Source organism: Bradyrhizobium sp. 930_D9_N1_4 (assembly GCF_052076015.1).
Classification (GTDB): Bacteria; Pseudomonadota; Alphaproteobacteria; order Rhizobiales; family Xanthobacteraceae; genus Bradyrhizobium.
On record NZ_CP197236.1, the window covers coordinates 798,766 to 814,238 of the forward strand.

At 64.4% G+C, this 15,473-nt stretch carries 14 protein-coding genes; 9 read left to right on the forward strand and 5 right to left on the reverse strand.

Features of this window, described 5'->3' with window-relative positions:
- The gene (locus tag AB7532_RS03745; RefSeq protein WP_441233486.1) at positions 1-1,551 is read right to left on the reverse strand and encodes an ABC transporter substrate-binding protein; all 1,551 of its coding nucleotides are present in this window, start codon (positions 1,549-1,551) and stop codon (positions 1-3) included.
- Between the two features lie 216 nt (positions 1,552-1,767).
- Here AB7532_RS03745 and AB7532_RS03750 point away from each other — a divergent pair, with 216 nt between their 5' ends.
- From AB7532_RS03750 to AB7532_RS03765, 4 genes are all read left to right on the forward strand, one after another.
- Positions 1,768-2,409, forward strand: coding sequence for a TetR/AcrR family transcriptional regulator (locus AB7532_RS03750; RefSeq protein ID WP_441233487.1), 642 nt, complete (start codon positions 1,768-1,770; stop codon positions 2,407-2,409).
- Between the two features lie 270 nt (positions 2,410-2,679).
- Complete coding sequence (locus AB7532_RS03755; RefSeq protein WP_441233488.1) at positions 2,680-3,342, forward strand: DUF3313 domain-containing protein; 663 nt, start codon at positions 2,680-2,682, stop codon at positions 3,340-3,342.
- Between the two features lie 31 nt (positions 3,343-3,373).
- Complete coding sequence (locus tag AB7532_RS03760) at positions 3,374-3,943, forward strand: DUF2147 domain-containing protein (RefSeq protein ID WP_441233489.1); 570 nt, start codon at positions 3,374-3,376, stop codon at positions 3,941-3,943.
- A 131-nt stretch (positions 3,944-4,074) separates the two neighbouring features.
- Positions 4,075-4,914 carry an alpha/beta fold hydrolase gene (locus AB7532_RS03765; RefSeq protein ID WP_441233490.1) on the forward strand — a complete coding sequence of 280 codons (840 nt, stop codon included), beginning with the start codon at positions 4,075-4,077 and terminating at the stop codon, positions 4,912-4,914.
- Between the two features lie 8 nt (positions 4,915-4,922).
- On the opposite strand, the gene AB7532_RS03770 is transcribed toward AB7532_RS03765, so the two are convergent.
- Entirely contained in the window at positions 4,923-6,473 is a 1,551-nt protein-coding gene (locus AB7532_RS03770) for a winged helix-turn-helix domain-containing protein (RefSeq protein ID WP_441233491.1), read from the reverse strand.
- Positions 6,474-6,607: 134 nt separating this feature from the next.
- Between AB7532_RS03770 and mddA the strand changes: the two genes are divergently transcribed.
- Positions 6,608-7,396: a methanethiol S-methyltransferase gene (mddA, locus tag AB7532_RS03775; protein WP_441233492.1), complete on the forward strand. Its 789-nt coding sequence runs from the start codon at positions 6,608-6,610 to the stop codon at positions 7,394-7,396.
- Positions 7,397-7,603: 207 nt separating this feature from the next.
- Complete coding sequence (locus tag AB7532_RS03780) at positions 7,604-8,026, forward strand: GFA family protein (RefSeq protein ID WP_441233493.1); 423 nt, start codon at positions 7,604-7,606, stop codon at positions 8,024-8,026.
- Positions 8,027-8,066: 40 nt separating this feature from the next.
- On the opposite strand, the gene AB7532_RS03785 is transcribed toward AB7532_RS03780, so the two are convergent.
- Entirely contained in the window at positions 8,067-9,623 is a 1,557-nt protein-coding gene (locus AB7532_RS03785; protein WP_441233494.1) for a winged helix-turn-helix domain-containing protein, read from the reverse strand.
- A 375-nt stretch (positions 9,624-9,998) separates the two neighbouring features.
- Between AB7532_RS03785 and pcaB the strand changes: the two genes are divergently transcribed.
- Both pcaB and AB7532_RS03795 read left to right on the forward strand, forming a co-directional pair.
- Complete coding sequence (pcaB, locus tag AB7532_RS03790) at positions 9,999-11,360, forward strand: 3-carboxy-cis,cis-muconate cycloisomerase (protein ID WP_441233495.1); 1,362 nt, start codon at positions 9,999-10,001, stop codon at positions 11,358-11,360.
- Between the two features lie 111 nt (positions 11,361-11,471).
- A complete protein-coding gene (locus tag AB7532_RS03795; protein WP_441233496.1) occupies positions 11,472-12,728 on the forward strand; it encodes an aminopeptidase in 1,257 nt (418 codons plus the stop codon).
- A 162-nt stretch (positions 12,729-12,890) separates the two neighbouring features.
- On the opposite strand, the gene AB7532_RS03800 is transcribed toward AB7532_RS03795, so the two are convergent.
- Positions 12,891-13,445 (reverse strand): hypothetical protein, encoded by a 555-nt coding sequence (locus AB7532_RS03800; RefSeq protein ID WP_441233497.1) that lies wholly within the window; start codon positions 13,443-13,445, stop codon positions 12,891-12,893.
- Between the two features lie 238 nt (positions 13,446-13,683).
- Between AB7532_RS03800 and AB7532_RS03805 the strand changes: the two genes are divergently transcribed.
- The gene (locus AB7532_RS03805) at positions 13,684-14,139 is read left to right on the forward strand and encodes a cupin domain-containing protein (protein WP_441233498.1); all 456 of its coding nucleotides are present in this window, start codon (positions 13,684-13,686) and stop codon (positions 14,137-14,139) included.
- 105 nt (positions 14,140-14,244) lie between these two features.
- Here AB7532_RS03805 and AB7532_RS03810 read toward each other — a convergent pair whose 3' ends face one another.
- Positions 14,245-15,297 carry an amidohydrolase family protein gene (locus AB7532_RS03810; protein WP_441233499.1) on the reverse strand — a complete coding sequence of 351 codons (1,053 nt, stop codon included), beginning with the start codon at positions 15,295-15,297 and terminating at the stop codon, positions 14,245-14,247.
- Between the last annotated feature and the right edge of the window lie 176 nt (positions 15,298-15,473).

Consider the following 15,473-nt stretch of genomic DNA (forward strand, 5'->3'; position numbering starts at 1 on the left):
TCACTTGTCGAGCCATGCGTCCTTGAAGCCGTCATTCACGCCAATCCCCGTGGTGATCAGGTTCTTGACCTTGCAGCGGGTGATGGTCGGGAATTGCAGCTCGAGCATCCAGGCCACCGGCACGTCCTCGACCAGGATCTTCTGCGCCTTCTCGTAGATCTCCTTGCGCTTGGAGTCCGGCGTTGCGACCGCGCCGTCAGCGAACAGCTTGTCGATCTCGGGGTTGGAGTAACCCTCGACGTTGTTGAACACTTGGCCCTTGGCGATGGCGCTGGAGACGTAGTTGCGGCCGACGCCGAGCGCGGGGTCGCCATACTGGTAGAGATAGGTGAAGGCGATGTCGTAGTCCCAGTCGCCGATCTTCTGGTTGCCGCCGGCAACGTCGGTGGCGATGGTCTCGATGTTCATGCCGACGTCCTGGAGGTTCTGCTTCACGGCTTCACCCCAACGCTGCCAGGTCTCGCCATAGGCGAGTGGCAACAGGCGGATCTTCTCACCCTTGTAGCCGGCTTCCTTCAGCAGCGCCTTGGCCTTGGCCGGATCGTAAGGGTATTTCGGCACGTCGGACGTGTAGTACTTGATGGTCGAGGCGGACGGGCCGGTCGCGACCTTGCCTAGCCCGTTCCAGATCACGTCCTTGGCGAAGTCGCGATCGACCGCATACATGATCGCCTGCCGCACCCGCTTGTCGGCGAGCGGGCCCTGGCGGTTGTTCAACCACAGCCAGGCCAGCGGCGAGAAGAACTCCCAGCCGGCACCGGTGACGCAAGTGTCCTTCAGCTTGGACAGGCGCGGCACGTCGAAATTCTCGACCGAGCCGCCGGGCAGCACGTCCACCTTGCCGGTTTCGTACGCCACCGAGCGCGCGGCGGCGTCGGGGATGATCTGCCAGTAGATCTCGTCGATATAGGGCTTGCCCTTTTCGTAATAGTTCGGGTTCTTGACCAGGCGGATGAACGAGCCCTTCTGCCATTCCTTGAACATGAAGGGGCCGGTGCCGACAGGCGCGTTGTTGTAGGCGTTGGTCTTGAAGTCGGTGCCTTCATAGAGATGCTTCGGCACCATCGGCATCGAGCCGACCTCGAAGATGCCGAGGAACGGGCCGAACGGCTGCTTCAGCGTGAACACGACGGTGTAATCGTCGGGCGCCTCGACCTTGTCGACCTGCGCGAGATTATTGCGGGCACGCGCGTGGGTCTGCTTCAGCATCTCGATCGAGAACAGCACGTCCGCCGCGGTGAACGGCTTGCCGTCATGCCAGGTCACGCCCTTCCGGAGCTTGAAGGTGTAAGTCTTGGCGTCTTCGCTGACGCTCCAGCTCTCGGCGAGCTCCGGAAGCGGCTCGAGCTTGGGGCTGTAGCGCAGCAGGCCCTCGAAGATGTTGCCCGACACCATCTGGGTCGGACCGTTCTGGATCATCGCAAGCATCAGGCCGGGCGGCTCGGGCTGGATCACCGCATTGATCACCCCTCCCGTTTTCGGCTCTTGCGCCAGAGCCGGGGCCGCGAGCCCGCAAGCCAGGAGGAGACCAAGCAACACTCTTTTCGGCATGTCGTATCTTTCTCAAGCGAGACCAGCCGAAAACGCTTCGCACGTCATGGCGCGCAAAGCTACGGCCGGCCCATCCCAGTCCCCATCCGATATCGAGGCTCACACAGTCCCATTCGGCGCCGCAAGATGAAAGTCTCGACAGTGTTCGCACAAAAAATGTACAGCGCGTCCGCTTTTCACTTGATTCATTGTCTTGTCACGGAGACAAGTCGGCTCATGGACAATGCCACCCGCTCCGAACGATCCCGCAATGCTGCGCTTGAAGCGGCCATCGCGATCATCGCGCGCGACGGGCCGGGCCGGCTGACTCTGGATGCGATCGCGCGCGAAAGCGGCCTGAGCAAGGGCGGCGTGATGCATCAATTCCGCACCAAGGAAGCGGTGCTGAAGGCGCTGCTCGAGCGGCAGATGGCGCATTTCGAGGAGTTCTCGACAGCTTATATGGCGAAGGCGAGCGCGACCTCCGCAAATCCCAATCTGGCAACCCAGCTCGCGACCGTGCGGGAAGCCGCGACGTCGCCGAATTCCGCCGCGCTGGCCCTGGTTGCGGCTATGGTCGAGAATCCGAGCCTGATGGCGCTCCCGCGCGAGCGCGAGATGGAGAGAATGGCGGCGATCAGGGAAGAGGCCACAGATCCGGATCTCGCGATGCTGCGCTGGGCCTCTGCGATGGGGCTGTTGCTGAGTTCGCTGTTCGGGATGTCGCCGCTCAGCAAGGATGAGCACCAACGGCTGTTCGCGCGTTTGCTCGACGACGCGCAGTGGAACGGTCTCGAACAGCCGGCCATGAAGCGCGCCGCGAAATCCGCACCGGCGTCGTCGGCAAAAAAGCCAGCGAGCCCGCGCAAGCGCGCCTGATTCATCGTTAACGACTTCCGACCGGCGACTGCACAAAACCGCGCCTGCGGCCAAATGTGCCAGTCCCTCTTTTTTGAACTTTACAAACCGTCCGGTCGGTTTTATAGATGGAAACACTGAGACGGCCCGGGGCTTCTGACATGGCCCCCGGACGACGCCTCGGGCCGGCGATGGAGAGCGCCGCAGCCGCGTCTGGTCCCGTACGCGGCTGCGGTTCCCATCGCCTTTGCCAAGAATTGGCCTTTCCTGAAGCCGTGAGAGGAGTTTGGAATGGATCGCTCGATCGCCCTGCGCGGTCTGGGAACGCTGCTGCTTGGCGCGGCCGTCGCGGGCTGCGCCACGGTCGCGCCCGTGCCTTATTCGGAGATGGCGTCCTCCGCCTACATGGCTCCGGACAAGTCGGACGGCTCCGGCCGCGTGCCCTACCGCTATTCAACGCCGGTCGACTGGCGCGCCTATAATAAAGTGATCCTCGAGCCGGTCGTGGTCTATCGCGGCAAGGACCACCAGTTCGGCGACATGTCCGACAAGGACAAGGCGACGCTCGCCGCCTACATGCAGACCCGATTCGCCGAGCGGCTGCGCGGCCGCTTCGCGCCGGTGCGCGAGCGCGGGCCGGAGACGCTGCGGATCAGGCTCACGCTCACCGGCGCCGTCACCAACACGCCGGTGCTCGGCACGCTCTCGCGCTTCGACATGGCCGGCGCCGTCTACAACGGCGTGCAGGCGGCGCGTGACGGCGAGGGCATGATGACCGGCTCGGTCATCTACGGCGTCGAGATCTTCGACGCCACGACCGCGCGCCTGCTCTCCGCCTACGTCACCAAGCAATACCCGGGCGCTTACGACATCAAGGCGACCGCCGGCGCGCTCGCGGCCGCGACGGCCGGCCTCGACAAGGGCGCCGACGCGCTGATGGCGCAACTGAACTGACGCCGCGACCAATCAACGAAAGGTACCGCTGATGAACTTTGTCCTTCGCTTTCTGCTGCGTGTCGCGATCACGATCGTGATGATGGCCTTTGGCGGTCGCGCCGGCGCTGCCACGCCGCCGGATCCCACCGGCACCTGGCTCGTCGAGGACGGCCGCGCGCGCATCCGGCTCGAGCGCTGCGGGCCCTCGCGCGACCGCATCTGTGGCTTCATCGTCTGGATGAAGGAGCCGGCCGACAAGCGCGGCCAGCCCTATCGCGACAAGGAAAATCCCGATCCCGACAAGCGCGCCCGCGCGCTGCTCGGCCATCAGCTCATCATGGGCTTGCAGGTCACGCCCGAGGGGCGGTTTGCCGGCGACATCTACAATGCCGAGGACGGCAGGTCCTATTCGGTCTCGCTGTGGCGCGACTCCGCCGACCGTCTCAAGCTCAAGGGCTGCCTGATCAAGTTCCTGTGCCAGACCCAGACCTGGCAACAGACCCTCGACGTGCTGCCCGGCCAGCTCGTCGGCCTGACCGGTGATCTCAACGGCCCCCGTGCCGACAGGGAATGGGCCAACGTGCCGGCTCCGAAGCCGATGCAGGCCAAAGCGAAGTAGCGGGCCTATCCGCAATCACTTGCTCGACCTGCGATGCGTCGGACGCAATGACGAGAGAGAAGCGAACGTAGCGCTGCCGCGTGAGCCGTGCCAGACTGTTCCGATCAATCGCGATGACGAGATCGGACTCCATGACTGACCAGCCTTTTCCGGGCCCTGCCTTGCGCCCTCTGCGTTTACAGATCGGCGCGCAAACCATTGCCGGTTTCGAGAGCAAAGGCGAGGGGCGTCCGATCCTTCTCGTCCACGGCAATTCCGCGTCTTCACACATCTGGCAGAAGCAATTGCAGGGTTCGCTCGGGGCCAAATATCGCATCGTCGCGATCGACCTGCCCGGACATGGCGCCTCCTCGCCGCCGCCGAACCCGGCAAGCGATTATTCCGGACACGGCTACGCTGCGGCGATCGCAGCCGTCGCGCGGGAGCTCAACCTCAGGAATGCCGTGGTCGTCGGCTGGAGCCTCGGCGGTCACGCCGTGCTCAATGCCGCAGCCTTGCTGCCGATGGCCGCCGGCCTGATGATCTTCGGCACGCCGCCGGTCGGCAGCGGGCCCGAGGGCTTTGCCGGCTTCAAGAATCTGTCGCCCACGGCGTTCACCGCCGCGCCGACCGATGCGCAGATCGAGGAATGGGTGCATACGGCGTTTGCGCCCGGCTATGCGCCGATCCCCGATTTCATCGTCGCGGATTTTCACAGGACCGACGGCAATGCCCGCGCCTGTCTCGGTGCCGTCGCGCAGGCCGGCGGCCTTGCCGACGAGGTCGAGATCGTGCGCAATCTGAAGATTCCGCTGGCGATCGTGCAGGGCGGCGAGGAGCAGATCGTCGATCTCGGCTATCTCCAGCGCCTGCCCGCGCCGACGCTCTGGCGCGGCGCGGTCCAGATCGTCGCCGGCGCCGGCCATTCGACGCAATGGGAGCAGGCCGACGCCTTCAACGCGCTGCTCGACGCCTTTGCGTCAAGTGTGTGATTGCGCTGTTACCCCAACCCTGCCCGCCGGAATCCTTCCAGATAGTGCTCGCGGTCCGCATCGTTGACCCACGGCAGCTGCGTCGCGATCCAGTGCAGCGAGATGTTGGGCTGGGTGCGGCGAAGCTCGCCCAGCGCCGTCTCCGCAAGCGTTTCGTCGCCGGTCATGCCGGCGGAGACCGCGAGCACGCGATAGGCGCCGGTGAGGTCGCCGCGATGGCGTATCGCCTCGCGCGCGAGCGCGATGGCCTCGTCATAATGCCGCTCGGTGAAGCGCGCATAGCCGGCGATGCCGTAATAGATCGCCAGTGAGGGATCGCGCGGCGACAGGCGGATCGCCTTTTGCGCGGCATCGAATGAATCTCGTGAACGGCCCGCATAGGACAGCGCGAGCGCGTAATAGCCCTGCGCCAGCGAGAAGTTCGGATTGAGGGCGAGCGCCTGCTCGAACTCGGACAATGCGCCGGCAAGCCTGCGCGTCGAGAAACAGACACAGCCAAGCGCGGCATGCGCCCAGGCGTCCTCATGGTCGCTGCGCACGGCGTTGAGCGCGGCGGCTTCCGCGGCCGGGGCGACCATGGCGAGCTCGGCCCAGCCGAGATGCACGCCGAACATGTGGTTCACCGCGAGCACCGACAGCGCCTGGCCGTAATTCGGGTCGATGGCGATGGCGCGCTCGAGCAGCACCTTCGCGGCCTCATGATCATGCCGCGTCACCCGCCAGTAATGCGACAGCGCCCGCATCAACAGGTCCCAGGCATCCAGGCTCGCGGGCGGCTTGCGGTGGCTGCGGAAATTCTCCGCCGCGTGAATCTGCGGCTCGATCGCAGCGACGATCGCGTTGGTGATCTCGTCCTGCACGGCGAAGACGTCGACCAGCTCGCGGTCGTAGCGCTCGGCCCAGAGATGGCTGCCTGACGTGGCGTCGTTGAGCTGCGCGGTGATGCGCACCCGGTTGTCCACCTTGCGCACGCTGCCTTCGACGATGTAGCGGACGCCGAGCTCCTCGGCGATCTGCCTGATATGGACCGCGCGCCCCTTGTAGGTGAAGGACGAATTGCGCGCGATCACCATGAACCAGCGCTGCTTCGACAGCGCGGTGAGGATGTCCTCGCTGATGCCGTCGCCGAAATATTCCTGCGCGGGGTCGCCGCTCATGTTCTCGAAGGCGAGCACGGCGATTGCGGGGCGGTCCGTCATGGCCCGCGCCGGGGCAGGGCCGGGTTCCGGCGGAGGAGGAGGCGCTGCCACATCTTCCCGGACATCGCCGACGAAACGAAAGCCCTTGCGCGGGATGGTCTTGATCAGCCGCTGCGTCGCGCCGTCGTCGCCGAGCGCCTTGCGCGCGGCGTTGATCCGGCTGTTCAGCGCGGAGTCCGAGACGATGCGGTTGCTCCAGATCTGGCTGATCAGGTCATCCTTGCTGACCACACGGGCGCGTTGCGCGACCAGAAAGAGCAGCAGATCGAACACCTGCGGCTGCAGCGGCACGGCTGCGCCGCCGCAGGTCAGTTCCCGCAGGTCGCCGTCGAGCACGTTGTTTTCAAAAAGAAATCGCACGTTTCTGTCGTCTCAAGCAAAAATCAAAGTCGTCTCAGGCGAAAATCAACCGTCCGCCAAAGTCATGGCGCGTCCGATGCGGCAGGGTGCAGCGACCAATGAAGTGCCTGCGTTTTGGCACAACGGAGCTGATTATGACCCAAATTGATCATCAGATGCATTCCATGGGCCCGGACGTTTCGGGTTCGAAGGTTTTCAAGTTCATCGCCTTTCTGTACGGAATTGCGGCGTATCTCGTGTTTTTCGTCACCATTCTCTACGCCATCGGCTTCGTCATGGGGCTGGTGGTGCCAAAGACCATCGACACCGGAACCAACACGCCGACGACCGAAGCCGTCATCATCAATCTGCTGCTGATGACGCTGTTCGCGGTTCAGCACAGCGTGATGGCGCGCCAGCAATTCAAGGCGTGGTGGACGCAGTACGTCCCCAAGCCGGTCGAGCGTTCGACCTATGTGCTGTTCGCGAGCCTGTCATTGCTGCTCCTGTTCTGGCAGTGGCGTCCTCTGCCCACGGTCATATGGGATGTCGGAAACCCTGATATCGCCGTGACGCTGGTCACGCTGTCGCTGGCGGGCTGGGTGCTGGTGTTCACCTCGACCTTCATCATCAATCATTTCGAGCTGTTCGGATTGCACCAGGTGGCCAACCATCTCGTCGGCAAGGAGGCGGCGCCGCCGCGCTTCAAGACGCCGCTGCTCTACAAGTTCGTTCGTCATCCGATCTATCTGGGCTTCATCATCGCGTTCTGGGCGGCGCCGGTCATGACCGCAGGTCATCTGCTGTTTGCGGCCGTGACCACGGCCTACATCTTCGTCGGCATCGCGCTGGAGGAGCACGACCTCGTCGATCTCTTCGGCGACGAATACCGGCAGTACAAACAACGGGTGTCGATGCTTATTCCCTGGCGCCGATCGGTATAGCGCCAGCGTCTTTCCGTCGCGTCCGCCGAAAGGAGGACGCGCCAGGGAACCGGGACGCGTAACGAAACTTGCCGGACTCCAGCCTTCAACGTCCCTCGGGATGATTCCCCCTCATCCCGACGCCTCTCCCCGCATCCGCATCTGCCGATTGATCGGCGAACAGGAGCGGGGAGAGGATTTCAAAGCCTCATCAACGGAGACTATTCAATGAAACACGTCGGAAACTGCTTCTGTGGCGCTGTCACGATCGAGGTCACGGGCGAGCCGGCGGCGATGGGCTATTGCCATTGCCGCTCCTGCCGCTCGTGGTCCGGTGGGCCGGTGAACGCCTTCAGCCTGTGGAAGCCGGAAGCCGTGCGCATCACCGAGGGCGCCCAGCACGTCGAGACCTTCACCAAGACGCCGCTCAGCCAGCGCAAATATTGCAAGACGTGCGGCGGCCATCTCATGACCAACCACCCGCCACTCGACCTGATCGACGTCTTCACCGCCACCATCCCGACGCTCGCCTTCACGCCCGGCGTCCACGTCAACTATTCCGAGACGGTGCTGCCGATGCGCGACGGCCTGCCGAAGCTGAAGGATTTTCCAGCCGAGTTCGGCGGCAGCGGCGAGATGATGCAGGAGTAGCAGCGATCTTACCCTCCCCCTCCAGGGGAGGGTGAACCGCCTACCTCATCCCAGCGCGCCGAAATCCTTCCAGATAATGCTCGCGGTCTTCCGCCCGCAGCATCGGCAGCTCGCGCGTCAGCCAGGCGAGCGAGAGGCCGGGCTGGGTGCGCTCCAGGCCTCGCAGCGCGGACGCCGCGAGCTGTGCATCGCCCAGCATGCCGGCAGCGGCCGTCAGCACGCGATGGGCGCCGACGAAATCGACGCGCTGCCGCATCGACTCCCGCGCCATCTGGATCGAGGCCTCGTAATTGCCGCCGATGAACTGGGCATAGGCGGCCACGCCGCAATAGATTGCCGCGAGCGGATCGCGCGGGCTCAGCCGCAGCGCGCGGCGGGCGGCGGCATCGCCGTCCTGCCATGTGCCCGCGTAGCACAGCGTCACGCCGTAGAAGGCGTGCGCCATCGCAAAATTCGGATTGAGCCTCAGGGTCAGCTCGAACTCCGCCAGCGCATCGTCGAAGCGGCGTCGGAAGAGATAAGTATAGGCGAGGCCGTGATGGGCCCAGGCGTCCTCGCGGTCGGCCTCCACCGCCGCGAGCGCGGCGCGTTCGGCGACCGGCACGGTCGCGGCCATGTCGGCCCAGCCCATATGCGCCCCGAAAATATGGCTGGTTGCGAGCAGGCCCAGCGCCTTGCCATAGGCGGGATCGATCGTGGTGGCTTGCTCCAGCAGTCCTTGCGCGGCGGCATTGTCCTCGCGCGTGATGCGCCAGTAATGCGACAGCGCGCGCATCACGAGATCCCAGGCGTCGAGGCTGCCCGGCGGCTTCTGCTGGGCGCGAAAGCTTTCGGCGGCGTAGAGCTGCGGCTCGATCGCGGCGACGATCGCCTCGGTGATCTCGTCCTGCACGGCGAAAATGTCGGCAAGGTCGCGGTCATAGCGCTCGGCCCAGAGATGGCTGCCGGTCGAGACGTCGTTGAGCTGCGCCGAGATGCGCAGGCGATCGCCGCTGCGCCGCACGCTGCCTTCGAGCACGTAGCGGACGCCGAGCTCGCGCGCGACCTCGTGCATGTGCACGGCGCGGCCCTTGTAGATGAAGGATGAATTGCGGGCGACGACGAAGAACCAGCGCAGCTTGGACAGCGCGGTGATGATGTCCTCGCTGATGCCGTCGGAGAAATAGTCCTGCTCGCGGTCGCCGCTCATATTGGTGAAGGGCAGCACCGCGATCGCCGGCCGGTCGGGCAGCGCGAGCACGGCCTGAGCCTGTGCGGCACGGACTGGCGCCGGCACAACCGCGCCGGCCTGCGTCTCGACGGCGCCGACGAAGCGAAACCCCTTGCGTGCGATGGTGCGGATCAGCGCCTGGTTCGCACCGCTGTCGCCGACCGCCTTGCGTGCGGCGTTGATCCGACTGGTCAGGGTGGATTCGGAGACGCTGCGACCGTGCCAGATCTTGTCGATCAGCTCGTCCTTGCTGACCACCCGGTCACGGTTCTCCATGAGGTGGACGACGAGGTCGAACACCTGCGGCTCCACGGCCACGGGAACCTGCTCGCGGCTCAGCTCGCGCCGGTCGGTATCGAGAAGGTGGTCCCGGAACATGAACTGCACGTCGAAAACTCAGTCCTCACAACGACATCAGGCAATGATGAAATCAAAATGTATTTCGACTTGAAGTCTGTGAGTCCAGCGAGCGGTCGACCCGGTTCACCACGATCGCGTGATGGCAGCCATGCTGTTTTCGGAGGGAAATGCAACCTCGGCGAGAATATGGCGGTTTGGGCCGGACTGTCACAGTGTTTCCTCGTCATTGCGAACGCAGCGAAGCAATCCAGAATCTCTCCGCAGCCGGTCTGGATTGCTTCGTCGCAAGGGCTCCTCGCAATGACGGCGCTTGTTGTATGGCCCGCCCGAATGTCCATTGCCGAACACCACGCCCTGCGTAATCTCCCCGCCACGCAAAACACCAACCATAAAGAAACGCGCATGCCTGCTTTTCCCGCCTCGACCACCGTGCTCGATTCCATGCTGTTCCGCGACGCCTTCGGCACGCCCGAGATGCGCGGGGTGTTTTCCGACGTGGCGCTGGTCGGCCGCTATGCCGAGGTCGAGGTCGCCCTGGCGAAAGCGGAGGCAAAGTGCGGCGTGATTCCGCGGGAGGCCGCCGATCAGATCGCGGCGCGAACCGATGTCGCCGCGCTCGATTTCGAACTGCTGCGGCAGGAGACCGACATCGTCGGCTATCCGATCCTGCCTCTGGTCCACCAGATGGTGAAGCAATGCGGCGAGGCCGGCCGCTACGTGCATTGGGGCGCGACCACGCAGGACATCATGGACACTGCCGTGGTGCTGCAACTGCGTGCCGCACTCGATATCGTGGCGCGCGACATCGCTGAACTGCGTCAAATCCTCGCCGATCTCTCCCAGCGCTATCGCGACACGCCAATGGCGGGCCGCACCCATCTCCAGCAGGCGTTGCCGGTGACCTTCGGCTACAAAACCGCGATCTGGCTTGCGATGTTCGACCGCCACGCCGAGCGTCTCGCGCAGTTGAAGCCGCGCGTGCTGGTCGGCCAGTTCGCCGGCGCCGCCGGCACGCTGGCCTCGCTCGGCGACAAAGGCTTCGAGGTCCAGGAGGCGCTCTGTGCCGAGCTGAAGCTCGGCGTTCCCGCCTCGACCTGGCACGTCGCGCGTGACGGCTTTGCGGAAGGCGTCAACTTCCTCGCGCTCGTCACCGGCTCGCTCGGCAAGATCGCGCTCGACATCATGATCATGGCCTCGACCGAATTCGCCGAGGTCTACGAGCCCTTCGTCAAGGGCCGTGGCGCCTCCTCGACCATGCCGCAGAAGCGCAACCCGATCTCCTCGGAACTGATGCTCGCAGCGAGCAAGGCGGTGCGGCAGCACGCCGGCCTGATGCTGGACGCGATGGTGCAGGATTTCGAGCGCGCCACCGGCCCCTGGCACGCCGAATGGATGGCCATTCCGGAAAGTTTCGTGCTGACCGCAGGTGCCCTGCACCAGGCGAAGTTCGCGCTCGCCGGCCTCATCGTGGACGAGGCGAAGATGAACGACAATCTCGCCATCAGCCGCGGCCTGATCGTGGCCGAAGCGGTCATGATGGGGCTCGCGCCGCAGATGGGTCGGCAGGAGGCGCATGACGTGGTCTACGATGCCTGCCGGCTCGCCAACGACAAAGGCCTTACGCTGGCGGATGCGCTCTCGTCCGACGCCCGCGTCTCCGCCAGAATCGACCGTGTCACAATCGAGGCGCTGACTTCACCTAAAAATTACCTCGGCCTCGCGCCCGCGATGGTCGACCGGGTGCTGAAATCGGCAACGCGTTGAAAACCAAGATGCGTGAAACCGCGTATCTTACCCGTGTCGCAAGGTGCTCGCGCACTTGCGCCTTGCGATGCTAGACTTAGATTGAATGGCAGACTTCCGGCAGGAGCCCGCATGACCGATCACCGCAATTCCGCCTCTCCCATCGATCCCGCGAAACTCGACCGGCTGGCCGAGGTGGCGGTGAAGGTGGGCCTGGGTTTGCGGCCGGGACAGGATCTGCTGTTGACGGCGCCCGCGATCGCGCTGCCGCTGGTGCGGCGGATCGCCGTGCATGCCTACAAGGCCGGCGCCGGCGTCGTGACGCCGATCCTCTCCGATGAAGAGATGACGCTGGCGCGCTACCGCCACGGCCAGGACAACAGCTTCGATCGCGCCGCCAACTGGCTCTACGAGGGCATGGCCAAGGCATTCTCCGACAACACCGCGCGGCTCGCGATCGTCGGCGACAATCCGATGCTGCTGTCGGGCGAAGATCCTTCCAAGGTGGCGCGCGCCAGCAAGGCGAATTCGATCGCCTATCAGCCCGCGCTGGAAAAAATCGTCAACTTCGACACCAACTGGAACATCATCGCCTATCCGACCCCGGCCTGGGCCAAGCAGGTGTTTCCGAACGATGCGGAAGACGTCGCGATCGGCAAGCTTGCGGATGCGATCTTCGCGGCGTCCAGAGTCGATCGCGAAGACGCGATGGGCAATTGGGCGAGCCACAATGCGGTGCTGCGCGAGCGCACAAACTGGCTCAACGGCCAGCGTTTCCGCGCGCTTCAGTACAACGGGCCGGGCATCGACCTCACCATCGGGCTTGCCGACGGGCATGAATGGGAAGGCGGCGCCTCGTCCGCCAAGAACGGCATCAGCTGCAACGCCAATATCCCGACCGAAGAGGTCTTCACCACGCCGCACTGCCGGCGGGTTTACGGCCATGTCGTGAGCTCGAAGCCGCTATCCTACCAGGGCACGCTGATCGACAACATCGCGGTGCGCTTCGAGGACGGCAAGATCGTCGACGCGAAAGCCTCGCGCGGCGCAGAAGTGCTGAACAAGGTGCTCGACACCGACGAGGGTGCGCGGCGCCTCGGCGAAGTGGCGCTGGTGCCGCATTCCTCGCCGATCTCGCAAAGCGGGCTGTTGTTCTACAACACGCTGTTCGACGAGAACGCGGCCTCGCACATCGCGCTCGGCCAGTGCTATTCGAAGTGCTTCGTCAACGGCGCGCAGCTCACGCCGCAGCAGATCGCTGCCCAAGGCGGCAATCAGAGCCTGATCCATATCGACTGGATGATCGGTTCGGCCGAGACCGACATCGACGGCATCCTGGCCGACGGCGGCAAGGTCCCGGTGTTCCGCAAGGGCGAGTGGGCGATGTAAAGGCCTGCGGTCTCTTGCGGCCATCCTTCGAGACGCCCGCTTCGCGGGCCCTCAGGATGAGGTCTCGTTTCGCGGCGAGCGGGATATCAGACCCTCATGGTGAGGAGCGCCGCCTTGCGGCGCGTCTCGAACCATGCAGGCCGAAAATGTCTCCCAACGTGCCTACGCCGCCGCGTTGCGCAGCATCGGGTTGTTGTCGATGCTGAAGCGGTTGAACAGCGTCGTGAACGGGCTGCCGTCGGTGGCCCGCACGATGGCGTCGGATGCCGCCACCGCCTCGTAAAGCGCGCCGACCGGATCGCCTGCTTCGGGCAGGTCGAGGCTCCCGCGAATTTCCTCGCGGGCCTCGTTGACGTCGTCCTCGTCGTCGAGCGTCGCCTCGAGTGCATCCGCCGCGCGTCGCATCTCCTGGAGATCGCCGCCGGCGGAGAATTTCAGGATGTCGAGCCAGTAGGGCCGGGCGACGACGAGCTGGACGAACGCCTCGAAGCTCTCTGCGATAATCCCGGCGCGTCCTTCGGACGAGACGTAGAGCACATTCCGCGACGGCAGCAGCACGAAGGCGCCGCCGGAGCCGTCACTGCCGATCTGACGGGGTTTTTCGACGCCGTCGACGGTGAACCAGGGCTCCTCGTCCGGCGCGAACGAGACATCGAGACTGCCGAGCCAGGCGACGGCCTCGCCTTGCGCGGTCACAACCTCTGGGGTGAGGGGCATCGGTCGGGCTCCTTCGAAGGTCACTTTCGCGCACTTTGTCGCACCCCGGAAAAGATGGGTTCATGTGCACGAATTTGCAGGCGAATCGCGACGTTAACCTCTTCGCACCTGCAACTTGCGGCTGATTGTCGGGGACCGCGTAAGAAAGAATTAAAAAACGGCTACTAGCGTTCCAACATCATTCGGAACAATCCGGGCCAAGACCCGGCCATTCATATTATATTCCCTGAGGAAGCAGATGTCGCGTTCATTGATTGAAATCGGTAGTTGCAACGTGGATCTCGAGCTGCGGCCGATCGAGCCGTCCTGGATCATCGAGGGCAACCCGGTGTCGCGCTCGCACATCCTGTCCACCAGCGATGACGGTACCGCTTCGACCATCATCTGGCAGTGCACCGAAGGCCGCTTCAACTGGTACTACGACATCGACGAGACGATCATGATCATGGAAGGATCGATCGTGCTCGAAAGCGACGGCATGCCGCCGAAGCGCTACGGCCCCGGCGATGTCATCTTCTTCCGCGACGGCGCGCACGCCAAATGGCATGTCGAAGGCCACGTCAAGAAGATCGCGTTCTGCCGCAAGACCAATCCCGTCCTGATCGGCTTCCTGATCCGCGTCGTCAACAAGCTCAAGAAGATGTTCGCCTCCACGGGCGAGCGCCGTCCGGCCTCGCTGATGGGTGCCGGCTAGAGCGCGCCCGGACAATCAAGATTCAAGGACGCTTCCCAGCGGCCACGACGAAGAGGGGTCGGGATCAACATCCCGGCCCCTCTTCACGTCATGATGCAAAACTTGTCATGACGGCAGATCGAGCCGGTAGACATCGGTCGCGGTTTGCGAGAACAGCGCCGTCTTCTCGGCCTCGCTCAGGGGGGCTGCGATGCGCTTGAAGGCGTTGAAGATCACCTGGTAGCTGCACTGGCCCTTGTCCGGCGGAAAATTGCTCTCGAACATCGCGCGGCTGGGCCCGAATGCCTCGATGCAGGTCTCGATATAGGGCCGCCATGCCGCGGCCAGCTCCTCGGAGGACGGGGGCTTGGGACGCAAATGGAAGTCATAGCCGAGCAGGCACATCGCGAGCCCGCCGAGCTTGACCACGACGTTCTCGCATTTCGCGATCTCCTGGATCGAAGCGCGCCACTGCGGAAACACCTCCTCGCGCCGTCCGGCAAATCGCCCGACGCCGGCCGGACCGCCGCAATGGTCGAGCACGATTTTTGTGTCGGGAAAGGCGCGCGCGAGCTCCGTCAATTCGCCGATCTGCGGATGGAATAGCCAGGCATCGAAGCTGAGGTTGAGCGGCGCGAGACAGGCAAAGCCCTTGCGGAAGGCCAGGTCCTGCAACAATCCCTTCGGCCGGTTCGCATACATGCCGGCAACCGCCGGGTCCTGGTCCCAGGCCGAGGAATGCCGGATGCCGCGGAAGCGGCCGTTGCCGGCTGCGATCTCCGCCTCCAGCACAGGCTTGGCCGCATCGCCCAGCAGCAGGTTGGCGTGGCTGACGATGCCGGCGCAGATCGCGGCCTTGCCGTAACCGCCGCTCGCGCTCATCGCGGCGACGCCGTTGGCGAACTCGACCTCGCCGACGGGCCGGAATGCCTCGGGCCCGTGTGCGCGATACATCGAGCGGCAGTCGACATAGACGGTGGCGATGATGTTGTGGCCGGAGGCGATGTCATCAGCCATCTCCTCGATCATATAGCGATGGCCGCGGTTCCAGAGATGATGATGAGGATCGACGATCGGCCGCGAGGGATCGATGATCTCCTCCCGATATTGCGCGAGCCAGTCCTCGCGCGGCTCGACGAATAGCCCGCTCGTATTGGCGGGCAGACCGCTTGCAGCCATCGACGTTCGCTCCCTCATGCTTTTTGTGGCGCGAGCCTAGCACCTCGTCCTGCGACGCAGCAGCGCGCGTTGCGCAACCGCACCCGTCATCGCGAGCACATCGGCGCGGTGACCACCTCAGTTGAATTTGTTTCCATTGCCGCCACGCGGAAGGTGCGCTCCCTCTCCCGCTTGCG